This is a genomic window from Sporosarcina sp. SG10008 (assembly GCF_044569405.1).
Classification (GTDB): domain Bacteria; phylum Bacillota; class Bacilli; order Bacillales_A; family Planococcaceae; genus Sporosarcina; species Sporosarcina psychrophila.
The window spans coordinates 4,416,228-4,430,074 of record NZ_CP172607.1 but is presented as its reverse complement, the minus strand read 5'-3'; the positions used below and the strand labels follow the sequence as shown (position 1 = coordinate 4,430,074).

The 13,847-nt window shown below is 43.2% G+C and carries 25 protein-coding genes; all 25 read right to left on the bottom strand.

Going from position 1 to position 13,847, the window contains the following annotated elements; genetic code table 11:
- Nucleotides 1–7: 7 nt before the first annotated feature.
- A complete protein-coding gene (locus ACGLYD_RS20850; RefSeq protein WP_067204827.1) occupies nt 8–805 on the bottom strand; it encodes an energy-coupling factor transporter transmembrane protein EcfT in 798 nt (265 codons plus the stop codon).
- Nucleotides 805–1,674 (bottom strand): energy-coupling factor ABC transporter ATP-binding protein, encoded by an 870-nt coding sequence (locus ACGLYD_RS20845; RefSeq protein WP_067204824.1) that lies wholly within the window; start codon nt 1,672–1,674, stop codon nt 805–807. Before ACGLYD_RS20845 ends, ACGLYD_RS20850 begins: the two co-directional genes overlap by 1 nt.
- The gene (locus ACGLYD_RS20840) at nt 1,650–2,495 is read right to left on the bottom strand and encodes an energy-coupling factor ABC transporter ATP-binding protein (protein ID WP_067204821.1); all 846 of its coding nucleotides are present in this window, start codon (nt 2,493–2,495) and stop codon (nt 1,650–1,652) included. The genes ACGLYD_RS20845 and ACGLYD_RS20840 overlap by 25 nt, the downstream gene beginning before the upstream one ends.
- Nucleotides 2,496–3,062: 567 nt before the next feature.
- Nucleotides 3,063–3,443, bottom strand: a complete 381-nt coding sequence (gene rplQ, locus ACGLYD_RS20835; protein ID WP_067204818.1) for a 50S ribosomal protein L17 — start codon at nt 3,441–3,443, stop codon at nt 3,063–3,065.
- A 32-nt stretch (nt 3,444–3,475) separates the two neighbouring features.
- Entirely contained in the window at nt 3,476–4,420 is a 945-nt protein-coding gene (locus ACGLYD_RS20830; RefSeq protein ID WP_067204816.1) for a DNA-directed RNA polymerase subunit alpha, read from the bottom strand.
- A gap of 133 nt (nt 4,421–4,553) precedes the next feature.
- Nucleotides 4,554–4,943 (bottom strand): 30S ribosomal protein S11, encoded by a 390-nt coding sequence (rpsK, locus tag ACGLYD_RS20825; protein WP_067204813.1) that lies wholly within the window; start codon nt 4,941–4,943, stop codon nt 4,554–4,556.
- Between the two features lie 25 nt (nt 4,944–4,968).
- Entirely contained in the window at nt 4,969–5,334 is a 366-nt protein-coding gene (gene rpsM, locus ACGLYD_RS20820) for a 30S ribosomal protein S13 (protein ID WP_067204810.1), read from the bottom strand.
- Nucleotides 5,335–5,358: 24 nt separating this feature from the next.
- Complete coding sequence (rpmJ, locus tag ACGLYD_RS20815) at nt 5,359–5,472, bottom strand: 50S ribosomal protein L36 (protein WP_067204807.1); 114 nt, start codon at nt 5,470–5,472, stop codon at nt 5,359–5,361.
- Nucleotides 5,473–5,511: 39 nt separating this feature from the next.
- A complete protein-coding gene (infA, locus tag ACGLYD_RS20810) occupies nt 5,512–5,730 on the bottom strand; it encodes a translation initiation factor IF-1 (RefSeq protein WP_067204804.1) in 219 nt (72 codons plus the stop codon).
- A 424-nt stretch (nt 5,731–6,154) separates the two neighbouring features.
- Nucleotides 6,155–6,808, bottom strand: a complete 654-nt coding sequence (locus tag ACGLYD_RS20805; RefSeq protein ID WP_067204801.1) for an adenylate kinase — start codon at nt 6,806–6,808, stop codon at nt 6,155–6,157.
- Nucleotides 6,809–6,863: 55 nt separating this feature from the next.
- Nucleotides 6,864–8,156 (bottom strand): preprotein translocase subunit SecY, encoded by a 1,293-nt coding sequence (gene secY / locus ACGLYD_RS20800; protein WP_067204799.1) that lies wholly within the window; start codon nt 8,154–8,156, stop codon nt 6,864–6,866.
- Nucleotides 8,156–8,596, bottom strand: a complete 441-nt coding sequence (rplO, locus tag ACGLYD_RS20795; protein ID WP_067204796.1) for a 50S ribosomal protein L15 — start codon at nt 8,594–8,596, stop codon at nt 8,156–8,158. The genes secY and rplO overlap by 1 nt, the downstream gene beginning before the upstream one ends.
- 33 nt (nt 8,597–8,629) lie before the next feature.
- The gene (rpmD, locus tag ACGLYD_RS20790; RefSeq protein ID WP_067204794.1) at nt 8,630–8,812 is read right to left on the bottom strand and encodes a 50S ribosomal protein L30; all 183 of its coding nucleotides are present in this window, start codon (nt 8,810–8,812) and stop codon (nt 8,630–8,632) included.
- 13 nt (nt 8,813–8,825) lie between these two features.
- Nucleotides 8,826–9,326, bottom strand: a complete 501-nt coding sequence (gene rpsE / locus ACGLYD_RS20785) for a 30S ribosomal protein S5 (RefSeq protein WP_067204791.1) — start codon at nt 9,324–9,326, stop codon at nt 8,826–8,828.
- A gap of 22 nt (nt 9,327–9,348) precedes the next feature.
- Nucleotides 9,349–9,711, bottom strand: a complete 363-nt coding sequence (gene rplR, locus ACGLYD_RS20780) for a 50S ribosomal protein L18 (RefSeq protein WP_067204790.1) — start codon at nt 9,709–9,711, stop codon at nt 9,349–9,351.
- A gap of 33 nt (nt 9,712–9,744) precedes the next feature.
- Entirely contained in the window at nt 9,745–10,284 is a 540-nt protein-coding gene (rplF, locus tag ACGLYD_RS20775; RefSeq protein WP_067204786.1) for a 50S ribosomal protein L6, read from the bottom strand.
- Between the two features lie 30 nt (nt 10,285–10,314).
- Nucleotides 10,315–10,713 carry a 30S ribosomal protein S8 gene (gene rpsH / locus ACGLYD_RS20770; protein WP_067204783.1) on the bottom strand — a complete coding sequence of 133 codons (399 nt, stop codon included), beginning with the start codon at nt 10,711–10,713 and terminating at the stop codon, nt 10,315–10,317.
- A 30-nt stretch (nt 10,714–10,743) separates the two neighbouring features.
- The gene (locus ACGLYD_RS20765; protein WP_067204781.1) at nt 10,744–10,929 is read right to left on the bottom strand and encodes a type Z 30S ribosomal protein S14; all 186 of its coding nucleotides are present in this window, start codon (nt 10,927–10,929) and stop codon (nt 10,744–10,746) included.
- A gap of 19 nt (nt 10,930–10,948) precedes the next feature.
- The gene (gene rplE, locus ACGLYD_RS20760; RefSeq protein ID WP_067204779.1) at nt 10,949–11,488 is read right to left on the bottom strand and encodes a 50S ribosomal protein L5; all 540 of its coding nucleotides are present in this window, start codon (nt 11,486–11,488) and stop codon (nt 10,949–10,951) included.
- Between the two features lie 26 nt (nt 11,489–11,514).
- Entirely contained in the window at nt 11,515–11,826 is a 312-nt protein-coding gene (gene rplX, locus ACGLYD_RS20755; RefSeq protein ID WP_067204776.1) for a 50S ribosomal protein L24, read from the bottom strand.
- 36 nt (nt 11,827–11,862) lie between these two features.
- Nucleotides 11,863–12,231 (bottom strand): 50S ribosomal protein L14, encoded by a 369-nt coding sequence (gene rplN, locus ACGLYD_RS20750; protein WP_067204773.1) that lies wholly within the window; start codon nt 12,229–12,231, stop codon nt 11,863–11,865.
- 40 nt (nt 12,232–12,271) lie between these two features.
- The gene (rpsQ, locus tag ACGLYD_RS20745; RefSeq protein WP_067204770.1) at nt 12,272–12,538 is read right to left on the bottom strand and encodes a 30S ribosomal protein S17; all 267 of its coding nucleotides are present in this window, start codon (nt 12,536–12,538) and stop codon (nt 12,272–12,274) included.
- A 17-nt stretch (nt 12,539–12,555) separates the two neighbouring features.
- Nucleotides 12,556–12,756, bottom strand: coding sequence for a 50S ribosomal protein L29 (gene rpmC / locus ACGLYD_RS20740; protein WP_025783856.1), 201 nt, complete (start codon nt 12,754–12,756; stop codon nt 12,556–12,558).
- Entirely contained in the window at nt 12,746–13,180 is a 435-nt protein-coding gene (gene rplP, locus ACGLYD_RS20735; protein WP_067204766.1) for a 50S ribosomal protein L16, read from the bottom strand. The genes rpmC and rplP overlap by 11 nt, the downstream gene beginning before the upstream one ends.
- A gap of 1 nt (nt 13,181) precedes the next feature.
- Nucleotides 13,182–13,844, bottom strand: coding sequence for a 30S ribosomal protein S3 (gene rpsC, locus ACGLYD_RS20730; RefSeq protein WP_067204763.1), 663 nt, complete (start codon nt 13,842–13,844; stop codon nt 13,182–13,184).
- Between the last annotated feature and the right edge of the window lie 3 nt (nt 13,845–13,847).

Genomic DNA, 13,847 nt, shown 5'->3' with positions numbered 1-13,847 from the left:
CCACCTCCTATGCCCTAAGCAGAAAGAGGACGACAACTAGAACAGCAAGCAATACCATTATCGTGGTATCACGCCAGTGCCACTTCAGCTGCCTGTACCTCGTCCTCCCCTCGCCTCCACGATAGCCACGAACCTCCATGGCGACTGCAAGGTCTTCAGCGCGTTTGAACGCACTCACAAAGAGAGGTACGAGCAAAGGAATGACTGCACGAATTCGCTGCTTAATAGAACCCGTACTAATGTCCGAACCTCTCGCCAATTGCGCTTTCAATATCTTATCCGTCTCATCCATCAATGTGGGGATGAAGCGCAGGGAAATTGACATCATCAGCGCAAGCTCATGAACAGGCAATTTAATTCGCTTAAATGGTCCCAGCAAGTCTTCCATACCATCCGTGATTGAAATCGGCGATGTCGTCAACGTCAAGATAGACGTCAGCAAAACCAATACAAGAAAACGAATGGAAATAAAAATACCTTGCCTCAACCCTTCTTCATATATCTTGATGAACTTCCAATCGACGAGAAGTGCTCCTTCTTTCGTAAAAAAGATATGCATGAGTAGCGTGAAAATAATCAAGAAAAGAATTGGTTTCAATCCGTTAAATAGGAAATACAACCGAATCCTTGAACTTAAAATTACGAGTAACGTAAATCCTAATAACACGGCGTACGTAACAGTATTATTTGCAAGGAAGACTCCAATGATGAAAAGAAAAACAAATGACAGCTTCGAACGAGGGTCGAGCTTGTGGACAAATGAATTGCCTGGAATATAGCGTCCGAAAATCATCTTTTCCAACATTAACGGCCACCTTCTTCCGTAGCGGCAAATGCAATTGCCTTGGCAAGCTGAGCTTCCGTTAATGCCAGTCCCCGGAGAGGACGACCAATTAACTTCTCAATGTCACGCTGGAACTTTACTGAGCGCGGTAGACCTAATCTAAAGGAGGTCAGCTTCTCTTCATCAGCGAACACTTCCTGAGGCGTCCCAGACATGACTGAACTTCCGTTATGCATAACGATAATATTGTCCGCATAACGTGCAGCATCTTCCATACTATGCGTCACAAGAATTGTCGTTAGTTTTTCTTCCACATGGAGACGATTGAAAAGTTCCATAATTTCAAGCCGCCCCCGCGGATCAAGTCCCGCAGTCGGCTCGTCCAATACGAGCACAGAAGGTTTAAACGCGAGTACACCTGCAATCGCAACCCGGCGCATCTGCCCTCCCGAAAGATCGAAAGGAGACTGCTGGGCAACCTCTGGAGGAAGTCCTAGCAATTCTATCAGTTGATGCGCTCGTCTCCTTGCCTCTTCTTCAGGTACACCAAAGTTCATAGGACCGAACATAATATCTTTTTCAACAGTCTCTTCAAAAAGCTGATGCTCTGGAAACTGGAATACAATACCCACATGCCTCCGGACATCTTTCAGTCCTTTCGCTTTCGTACCGGCAGTAATTGTCGTATCTCCAATTTTCACAATCCCTTCTGAAGGCTTTAACAAACCATTCAGATGCATAAGAAGTGTCGATTTTCCTGATCCGGTATGTCCAATTATTGCAGAATAAGAGCCAGAATGTATCGTTGCATCTACACTCTGCAATGCCCTTTTCTCAAAAGGAGTATCTTTTCCATACAAATACCCTACTTGCTGAAGTGAGATGTCCATAATTCATTCACCAACTCTTCTTCCGTCATATGCTCACCGACAAGATCCAGCCCATTTTCACGTAACAAACTGGATACTCTTAAAGCGAATGGTAAGTCCAAACCAATTTCCTCAAGTTCATTTCCCCGAGCAAATATCTGCTCCGGCGTACCAACAGTCAGAACTTTCCCCTTGTTCATGACAATAATACGATCTGCCAACAGCGCCTCTTCCAAATCATGTGTAATGGAAATGACCGTGAGGCCCGTCTTACGCTTTAATTCTTCAACTAAATGAATTACTTCATTACGTCCCTGTGGATCAAGCATCGACGTCGCTTCATCCATAATAAGAAGCTTTGGATGTAACGCGAGCGCCCCAGCTATTGCAACTCGTTGCTTTTGTCCGCCTGAGAGATGGTGAGGCTCCTGGTCGAGGAAATCACTCATGTTTACTTGCGCAAGTGCCTCATGAACCCGAGTCACCATTTCTTCGAAGGGAACTCCATTGTTCTCTAGCGCAAATGCAACATCATCTTGAACTGTCGAACCAACAAACTGGTTATCTGGATTTTGAAAAACAAAACCCATCCGTGAACGAATTTCCCATATATTGTTCTCAGTCAGTTTTTCAATAAATACGTTAACGTCCCCTTCTTCTGGGAACAAAAGTCCAATCATCAATTTCGCAAGTGTCGATTTACCGGAACCATTATGGCCAACAATAGCAATCCATTCATCTTCTTGTACCGTAAACGACACGCCGTCGACTGCTTTCTTTGCTACCTCGTCCTCAGAGTCATAGGAATAAGACACATTATCCATCGACAGAATTTCCTTCATCGCCTACCACCTCCGGCTACATTCACATTATGTATACTACGAAGGATCCCCTGCCAATTGACAAGGAATCCTTTTTTAAAAATGCGCTAGGCACCGTCACAAATGAACGCAGCTTAAGAACACCATTTCCAGGGGTAATAGCTGCATGACCTACATCTTGTAGGCCCGCGGCAGGCATTAGAGGGACCGGCGAAGCGGCGTTCTTTGCCAAGGAAGGCGTAAAAGAAAAGCAAGTTTAATCCTTCCTAGCTTACCCTCTTATGACCCGTGCGTCTGGTGCCTAGACATCATATTAGTCAAAAACTTATATATTGAAAAATCTGGACATTATTTTTGGATAAAAAAAAGCGCGCACCTCATCCGAAGAAATGCGCTCATATCTATGACTGGTACCAGGTGCTCAATCCGGTACCGCGGATGAGGTGCGTAGAGCTAGACCAGACGGTATAAACCGACGATCGTAACACTCAGCTTTTAAAGTTGTCGTATAAATTTTTAAAAAAAGGGTGCGGCTCTGGGTACGCCAGACACACCCCTTGAAGATTTAATCAATTGCCATTGTATATATTAAACGAGTTCGATTACAACGACAGGTGCTCCGTCGCCGCGACGAGGTCCCATTTTCATGATACGTGTATATCCACCTTGACGCTCAGCGTAACGTGGTGCAACATTATCAAAAAGTTTTTGGATTGCGTAGATTTCTTTCTCGTTGCCTTCACCGTCTGCCACTGTAACCAGTTCGCGACGGATAAATTGTGCAACTTGACGACGTGCATGCAAGTCTCCACGTTTACCAAGCGTAATCATTTTCTCAACAACTGAACGCAATTCTTTCGCACGAGCTTCTGTCGTTTGAATACGTTCGTGTACGATTAGATCTGTCGCTAGGTCGCGAAGCATTGCTTTACGTTGTGAACTTGTACGTCCAAGTTTTCTGTATCCCATAGAAGTTTCCCTCCTTCAATCTATAAATTCGCTCAATCTTCGGTGCGTAACACTAGGTTAAGCTCGTCCAATTTCGCTTTCACTTCTTCAAGTGATTTACGGCCAAGATTTCGTACTTTCATCATTTCGTCCTCTGACTTGCTAGCAAGTTCAAGAACTGTATTGATGCCTGCACGTTTTAGGCAATTGTAAGATCTAACTGAAAGGTCAAGTTCCTCAATAGTCATCTCGAGTACTTTCTCTTTCTGATCTTCCTCTTTTTCTACCATGATTTCTGCAGTTTGTGCTTCATCTGTCATGCCGACAAATATATTTAGATGCTCAGTTAGGATTTTTGCCCCAAGTGAAACAGCTTCTTTAGGACCGATGCTACCATCTGTCCAAACATCAAGTGTCAACTTATCAAAGTTCGCCATTTGGCCAACCCGAGTATTCTCCACTTGGAAGTTAACTCGTGAAACCGGAGTGTAAATAGAGTCGATTGGAATAACGCCAATTGCGAGATCCTCACGTTTGTTTTGATCAGAAGGTGCGTAACCACGTCCACGTACAGCATACATACGCATGCGCAAGTGACCGTTTTTACCAAGTGTCGCGATAGGAAGTTCAGGATTCAACACTTCTACGTCACTATCATGTGTAATGTCCGCAGCTGTGATAACACCTTCGCCTTTCACGTCTATCTCAATCACTTTCTCTTCATCTGAATAGATTTTGAGAGCCAGTTTTTTCACGTTCAAAATAATTGATGCGACGTCTTCGACGACACCTTCAATTGTTGAGAATTCATGAAGCACACCATCAATCTGGATAGATGTAACAGCAGCTCCTGGCAGTGAAGATAGAAGGATGCGACGTAGGGAGTTTCCTAACGTATTTCCGTATCCGCGTTCAAGTGGTTCGATGATAAACTTACCGAACTTGATGTCTTCGGCGATCATAATTGTTTCAATCTTCGGTTTCTCAATCTCGATCATTCATTTACCCTCCTTCAAAACATCAATGTATAGGCCGTTCCATATTGAAATCGATTTTCATAGACGGCAAATTGCAATCGCACAATCATTGTTGACATAAATTGTGTTTCTCAATCATATGGAGAAGAAGCCATTATACACGACGGCGTTTTGGCGGGCGGCATCCGTTATGTGGAACCGGGGTAACGTCTCTGATTGCAGTAACTTCAAGACCTGCAGCCTGTAATGAACGAATTGCTGCTTCACGTCCACCACCTGGACCTTTAACAGTAACTTCCAAAGTTTTCAGACCGTGCTCCATAGATGATTTAGCAGCCGCTTCAGCAGCCATCTGTGCAGCGAAAGGTGTTGATTTACGAGAACCCTTAAAGCCTAATGCACCTGCACTTGACCAAGATATTGCGTTCCCTTGCATGTCAGTGATTGTAACAATTGTATTATTGAACGTCGAACGGATATGTGCAATACCGGATTCAATATTCTTTTTCACACGACGTTTACGAGTTTGTTGTTTACGTGCCATGTTAAGAAGATACCTCCTTTACCTATTATTTTTTCTTGTTCGCTACTGTCCGTTTAGGACCTTTACGAGTACGTGCGTTATTTTTCGTGTTTTGTCCACGAACAGGAAGTCCGCGACGATGACGGATACCACGGAAGCTACCGATTTCCATCAAACGTTTGATGTTAAGGGAAGTTTCACGTCGAAGGTCACCTTCAACTTTAAGCGTGTCCATTTGTTCACGGATTTTATCAAGCTCTGCGTCAGTAAGATCGCGAACTCGTGCGTCCTCAGATACTCCAGCTGCCGCCAATACTTTTTGAGCAGTTGTTTTTCCGATTCCGAAAATGTAAGTTAATGAAATGACTACGCGCTTATCGCGCGGAACGTCTACACCAGCAATACGTGCCATATATATTGTGCACCTCCTTCAGAATTAGCCTTGTCTTTGTTTATGTTTTGGATTTTCACAGATTACCATTACTCGGCCGCGTCTGCGAATAATTTTACATTTTTCGCACATCGGTTTTACAGATGGTCTAACTTTCATCTTACCCAACCTCCTTCAGTATTCCGGAGTTACAAAAGTTTATTTAAAACGGTATGTGATACGACCACGTGTTAAATCATAAGGCGAGAGTTCCATTGTCACTTTATCGCCAGGTAGAATACGGATAAAGTGCATACGGATTTTGCCAGATACATGCGCAAGAATCGTATGGCCGTTTTCCAGCTCTACTTTAAACATTGCGTTTGGCAGTGTTTCGAGTACGGTTCCTTCAACTTCAATTACATCATCTTTCGCCATCAACCCAGTCTCCCTTCTATATCCAATAAAGGTTCTCACCATCGAGCGGCATCAGTCGCCTTTAAAGCTTCCTTCAACATATGTCCGGATTGCATGAGTGATGTTCGAAAGAGGTCTGCCACATTCCGTTTCCCTTAAGTCCGTCCTCGACTTCTTGTTATGGAAAATCGCGTCGAAATGGACACGACTGTCCAGAATGCCGTGGATGAGTTCCCAGTTACGTTATACAGTTCTTTCCACGAAATCCATTATACCTACCAAAGCAAGAAAATGCATTTACTATGTTTCAGAACCATAACCCTGCTAAAAACCATCTAGTTGTTATACCGGGCATCATATGCTTTTGCAGCTCGTTGAAACGTCCTTCTATGCTTCTATGCTATACTGCCCAAAAAATGCGTATAATATCTAAGTTCGAAAAGGATTATTGTCCGCTTCCTTGCAGAATAACGTCCAGATCCTTGAAAACGTCTTTGATGTCTTTTTGTCCATCGATATTTACCAACACCTCTTTGGAATCGTAAAACGCCAAGAGTGGTGCAGTTTGTTTCATATTTACTTCCAGACGGTTCGTGACAGTTTCCGGATTGTCATCGGCTCGCTGATAAAGTTCTCCGCCATCCTTATCACATTTACCTTCAACCTGTGGAGGATTAAAAAGCAAATGATAGGATGTACCGCAAACTTTACAGATGCGGCGGCCTGTCAGCCTCGCGATAAGTTCTTCTTTCTCGACTTGGATATTGAGAACATGCTCAATTCTCCGACCCATGTCAGCCAAAAGCTGATCAAGTGCTTCAGCTTGTGGAACTGTACGTGGGAAACCATCGAGTAGGAATCCATTATCGCAATCGGATTTGCTTAGTCTTTCACGAACAATTCCGATTGTCACTTCATCAGGGACAAGTGCTCCCTGATCCATGAACGATTTTGCTTTGACTCCAAGTTCCGTGCCTTCTTGGATAGCAGCACGGAACATATCGCCTGTAGAAATATGAGGGGTTCCGTACTTTTCGACAATTCTGTCTGCCTGTGTACCTTTACCGGCTCCTGGCAGACCCATTAATACGATATTCATACGTATTGCACTCCCATTCATATTCACATCACATAGAGATGAACCTTTGTGATTATTACTTCATGAATCCTTTGTAATGCCTTTTCACAAGTTGTGATTCAAGTTGTTTCATCGTTTCAAGTGCAACCCCGACGACGATGATTAAACTTGTTCCTCCAATTTGCGCAGACTGTGGAAGGTTTGCGATATTGATGAAGAATATCGGCATGATTGCCACTGTAGCGAGGAATATTGCCCCCACAAATGTCAATCGATACAAAGTGCTCGTTAGGTAATTTTGTGTATTTTGTCCTGGACGAATGCCCGGGATATAAGCGCCTTGCTTTTTCAAATTATCCGCAATATTCTCCGGATTCACCTGGATGAATGCGTAGAAGTATGTGAATGCAATGATCAATATCAGGTAAAATACCATTCCAACCGGTTTCGTATAATCGAAAACGTTTGTAATTGTAGTTGTTACACTGTTAGTGCCAAAGAAGGTCGCTATTGATTGTGGTGTAATAAAAAATGCAGAAGCAAAGATTACCGGGATAACCCCTGCCGCATTAAGTTTCAAGGGCAAGTGTGTCTGTTGGCCTGCAGTCGTTTGACCTCGTCCAGTGACACGTTTCGCATATTGGATCGGAATTTTCCGTAGTGCTTCTTGGAAGTAAATAATTCCGACAGTAATCGCAATGACCAAGACGAGTAGAAGAGCCATAACTGCCAGTTTAATGAACAGTGCGTCGCCCGCATCTTGAATCTGAGTTGCGTAAAGTTGGTTGACTGCATTTGGGATTGCTGCGACGATACCAGCGAAGATTATGATGGAAATACCATTCCCAACACCTTTTGCTGTAATCTGTTCACCAAGCCATAAAAGAAATGCAGTTCCTGCCGTCAATACGATCGCGATAACCACGTATGTCGAAACACCTTCGTCTTTTATCAGCGTACCACCATACATTTGGTTGAAACCAAATGACATAGCAATTGCTTGAATAAAGGCTAGGATTATTGTGAAATACCTCGTGAACTGCGCAAGTTTCCGTCTTCCAACGTCTCCTTGTTTCGCCCATTCAGTAAATTTAGGTACGACATCCATCTGCAATAATTGCACGATGATAGATGCAGTGATGTAAGGCATAATTCCCATTGCAAGGATCGAGAAGTTCGCAAGGGCACCCCCACCAAACACGTTCAGTAAGCCAATAAGATTATTATCAGTTTGCTGTAGTGCAGTTGCATCAACGTTTGGGACTGGAATAAATGTTCCTAGTCTAAAAACAATGAGTACCAGTAGTGTGTAAAAGATTTTAGACCGTATATCTTTTACTCGCATAAAGTTGGCGATTGTCTGAAACATTAAACCACCTCGGTCTGTCCGCCCGCCTTCTCGATTGCCTCTTTAGCAGAAGCAGAGAATTTGTGAGCTTTGACAGTGATCTTTTTCTCAAGAATTCCGTTACCCAGAATCTTAATACCTGATTTAGCATTGCTCACGATGCCTGATTCAATTAGTAGCTCAGGCGTAACTTCAGTACCTTCGTCGAAACGATTAAGTGTGTCTAGGTTTACGATTGCATAATCCTTACGGTTGATGTTCGTAAAACCACGTTTAGGAAGTCTTTGGAAAAGTGGAATTTGACCACCCTCGAATCCAAGACGTACGCCACCACCCGAACGGGAGTTTTGTCCACCGTGACCTCTACCAGAAGTTTTACCAAAACCTGAACCGATTCCGCGACCAATACGCTTACGCTTAGTACGTGAACCTGCAGCAGGCTTCATAGTGTGTAATTTCATCTCATTGGCACCTCCTTATTCAAAAAATCGTAATTATAGTTCTTTAACTGTTACTAGGTGGTCTACTTTGTTGATCATGCCACGAATTGCAACATTATCTTGATGTTCGACCATTTGGTGTAATTTACGTAGTCCAAGCGCCTCCACAGTTTTACGCTGTGCTGGCTTCGAGCCGATTACACTTTTTGTAAGGGTGACTTCAAGTTTGTTCGCCATTGCATTTCCCCCCTTAACTATACAGTTCTTTCAAGGATTTACCGCGCAATTTAGCAACATCTTCAGCGCGTTTCAAATTCGATAATCCTTCGAATGTCGCACGGACCATGTTGATTGGTGTGCTTGAACCAAGTGATTTCGAAAGGATATCCGTGATGCCTGCAAGTTCTAGTACCGCACGGACAGGTCCGCCTGCGATAACTCCAGTACCTGGAGCTGCTGGTTTGATAAGGATTTTACCTGCTCCAAAATGTCCAAGCACTAGGTGCGGAGTAGTTCCTTTAACCATTGGTACAACGATTAAATTCTTCTTCGCATCTTCGATAGCTTTACGGATTGCATCTGGAACTTCTTGTGCTTTACCAGTACCAAAACCGACACGGCCATTTTTATCTCCGACAACTACGAGAGCAGTGAAACGGAAACGACGTCCGCCTTTCACAACTTTCGCTACGCGGTTAATGGTAACTACGCGTTCTTCGAATTCGCTTTTATTCTGATCATTACGACGCATGAAATGTATACCTCCTTCTTAATTAAAATTCCAGACCGTTTTCACGTGCTGAGTCTGCAAGAGCTTTCACACGGCCGTGAAATAGGTATCCGCCACGGTCAAATACTACTGACTTAACGTCCTTTTCAACAGCTTTCTTTGCGATCATCTCGCCGACTTTTACTGCTGCTGCAGTGTCTGCTTTGGATTCAGATCCGAAATCTTTTTCCATTGAAGAAGCACTTACAATCGTTACTGCATTCACGTCATCAATCAACTGAGCATAGATATGCTTGTTTGAACGGAATACGTTTAGGCGTGGACGAGCTGCAGTCCCGCTGATTTTACGACGTACGCGTGCATGACGTTTCTTACGAGTAGCATTCTTGTCTTTTTTCGTAATCATCGTGATCACTCCTTCCAGATGCCTTAAGCGGCATTATTTACCAGTTTTACCTTCTTTACGACGGACAACTTCTCCTTCGTAGCGAATCCCTTTGCCTTTATACGGCTCTGGTGGGCGTACTTTTCTGATGTTCGATGCAAGAGCACCAACGCGTTCTTTGTTGATACCACGAACAGTAATTTTAGTGTTAGCAGGAACTTCAACTTCAATTCCTTCTTCAGGTGTAAATTCAACTGGGTGAGAGAAACCAATGTTCAACACTAATTTCGAACCTTGAAGTGAAGCACGGTAACCAACACCAACTAGTTCAAGTTTGCGTTCGAAACCTTCTGAAACGCCAACCACCATGTTATTGATAAGTGAACGTGTCGTTCCATGAATAGAACGGTGTTCTTTGGATTCAGAAGGACGGATCAAAGTGATCACGTTGTTCTCCTGTTCAATTTTAATATCCGAGTTAAATGTGTTTGTAAGTTCGCCTTTAGGACCTTTAACTGTAACGAAGTTACCTTCTGCGATAGTAACAGTCACGTTTTCAGGTACCTCAATCGGCTTTTTGCCAATACGGGACATTCAAGTGCACCTCCATTCATTTGTTACGAATTACCAGACGTAAGCTACTACTTCTCCGCCTACTTGTTTAGCGCGTGCTTCTTTGTCTGTAAGTACGCCATTTGATGTAGAAACGAGGGCTATACCAAGACCGTTCAAAACTTTAGGAACTTCGCTAGTTTTAGCATAAACACGAAGACCAGGTTTTGAAATACGTTTAAGACCAGTAATAACACGTTCGTTATTTTGACCGTACTTAAGGAAAATGCGGATGATACCTTGTTTGCTATCCTCGACATATTCAACATCACGTACGAAACCTTCACGTTTCAAGATTTCTGCGATTTCTTTTTTCATGTTTGAAGCAGGTACTTCAAGCTTTTCGTGACGAACCATATTGGCGTTACGAATGCGTGTAAGCATGTCTGCGATCGGATCACTCATTGTCATTACATTTACCTCCTTCCCAAATTTAGGGGTTTACCAGCTGGCTTTTTTGACGCCAGGAATTTGTCCCTTATATGCTAACTCGCGGAAACAAATACGGCAAAGCTTGAACTTACGATATACCGAATGCGGACGACCACAACGCTCACAGCGTGTGTATGCTTGTACCGCGAATTTTGGTGTGCGTTTTTGTTTAGCAATCATTGATTTTTTAGCCACGTTTACGCCTCCCTCTTATTTACTTTTGGAACGGCATGCCGAACTGCGTTAGTAACTCATGTGCTTCTTCGTCCGAGTTTGCAGTCGTAACGATGACGATATCCATACCGCGTATTTTAGAAACTTTATCATAATCAATTTCCGGGAAAATTAGTTGCTCTTTTACGCCAAGCGTATAGTTACCGCGACCGTCGAATGCTTTTTTAGAAACACCACGGAAGTCACGTACACGAGGCAACGAAACAGCAATCAGTTTGTCTAGGAATTCATACATACGCTCACCGCGTAGTGTAACTTTCGTTCCAATAGGCATACCTTCACGAAGACGGAATCCCGCGATTGATTTCTTTGCTTTTGTGACAACAGGTTTTTGACCTGAAATAATTGTTAAGTCTTCCACTGCCGCATCTAGTGCTTTCGTGTTTTGAACAGCATCACCAACACCCATGTTAATGACGATTTTGTCGACTTTTGGTACTTGCATAACTGATGTATATTCAAACTTGCTCATAAGAGCAGGAGTGATTTCGCTTTTAAACTTTTCTTTTAAACGGCTCATCTGTTGGACCTCCTTTCATCCGTTACTTAGTTATCCAGCAATTCTCCGGATTTTTTAGCAACACGAACTTTTTTGCCATTTTCGATCTTGTATCCTACACGAGTAGGCTCGCCTGTCTTAGGATCGATCACCATGACGTTTGATACATGGATAGCTGCCTCTTGGCTGATGATTCCACCTTGAGGATTTTCCTGGTTAGGTTTCGTATGTTTCTTGACGATGTTAACACCTTCAACAAGCACACGATCCTTTTTAGGGAAAGCAACTAGGATCACACCGGTTTTACCTTTGTCTTTACCTGTGATGACCATAACTTTATCGCCTTTTTTAACATTCATTCTGTCGCACCTCCTTGATTTGGCACTATCATGTGATTAAAGAACTTCAGGAGCAAGTGAAATAATTTTCATGAAGTTGCTGTCACGAAGTTCGCGAGCAACTGGTCCGAAAATACGAGTTCCACGTGGGCTCTTGTCGTCACGGATAATAACACAAGCATTTTCATCAAATGTAATATATGAACCGTCTTTACGGCGTACTCCGCTCTTCGTGCGAACGATAACAGCCTTGACAACTTCACCTTTTTTAACAACGCCACCTGGTGTTGCTTTTTTCACCGTTACAACGACTACATCACCGATGTTTGCTACTTTACGGCCTGAACCGCCTAATACCTTAATTGTAAGTACTTCACGAGCGCCTGAGTTGTCGGCGACTTTCATACGACTTTCCTGTTGGATCATTGAGGCTACCTCCTCCCGGATTTATATACCCGAACGTTAATTAAATGATGACCGCTGTTTCGACTACTTCAAGTAGACGGAAACGTTTTGTTGCTGATAATGGACGAGTTTCCATTATACGAACAACATCTCCGATTTTAGCTTCGTTCAGCTCATCGTGGGCCTTGAATTTCTTAGAATACTTAACACGTTTACCGTATTTAGAATGTTTCTTTTGCGTTTCGATCATAACAGTAACTGTTTTATCCATTTTGTCGGATACAACGCGGCCTGTATATACTTTGCGCTGGTTACGCTCCTCAGTCATGGCTGCAACCTCCTTCATCAGTTATTTGCACTGATTTCTCTTTGACGTATAACTGTCTTCATGCGCGCAATCGATTTACGAACTTCTCGGATGCGTGCAGTGTTTTCTAATTGACCTGTCGCAAGTTGGAAGCGAAGGTTGAAAAGCTCTTCTTTCAGTGATTTCACCTTTTGCTCAATCTCTGCAGTTGTTAAGTCACGGATTTCATTAGCTTTCATTAGATTCACCACCGATTTCTTCACGTTTTACAAACTTAGTTTTAATAGGAAGTTTGTGAGATGCCAGGCGAAGCGCTTCACGCGCAACTTCTTCCGATACACCTGCTATTTCGAACATAATACGACCAGGTTTAACAACTGCTACCCAGCCTTCTACAGCACCTTTACCTGAACCCATCCGTACTTCAAGAGGCTTCTTTGTATATGGTTTGTGCGGGAAGATGTTGATCCATACTTTACCGCCACGTTTCATGTAACGTGTCATTGAAATACGTGCTGCTTCGATTTGGCGGTTTGTAATCCATGCCGAATCAAGAGCTTGTAGACCGTATTCTCCGAATTGAACTGTTGCTCCGCCTTTTGTAGTACCACGCATTTTACCACGGAATACACGACGATATTTAACTCGTTTAGGCATTAACATATTAGTTGCCTCCTTCCTCAGAGTTCTTCTGTTTCTTCACTGGAAGGACTTCTCCACGATAAATCCATACTTTAACGCCAAGCTTACCAAACGTTGTGTCTGCTTCAGCATGTGCATAATCAATATCTGCACGTAATGTATGGAGAGGGACAGTACCTTCACTATAATGTTCCGACCGAGCGATGTCAGCACCGCCAAGACGTCCAGAAACTTGTGTTTTAATTCCTTTAGCGCCAGAACGCATTGTGCGTTGGATTGCTTGTTTTTGTGCACGACGGTATGATACGCGAGTTTCTAGTTGACGAGCAATTGACTCTGCAACTAGTTTAGCGTCAAGATCCGCACGTTTAATTTCAATGATGTTGATGTGAACGCGTTTACCAGTGATGTCGTTCAACATTTTACGAAGTGTTTCGACCTCAGTACCACCTTTACCAATAACCATTCCTGGTTTAGCAGTGTGGATGCTGATGTTAACACGCTTTGCAGCACGTTCAATTTCAACTTTAGAAACAGAAGCTTCTACAAGACGTTTTTCGATGAACTCACGGATTTTCAAATCTTCGTGCAAGAGAGTCGCATAGTCTTTTTCTGCGTACCATTTAGACTCCCAGTCACGGATGATACCGACCCGTAAACCGTTAGGATGTACTTTTTGACCCACGAA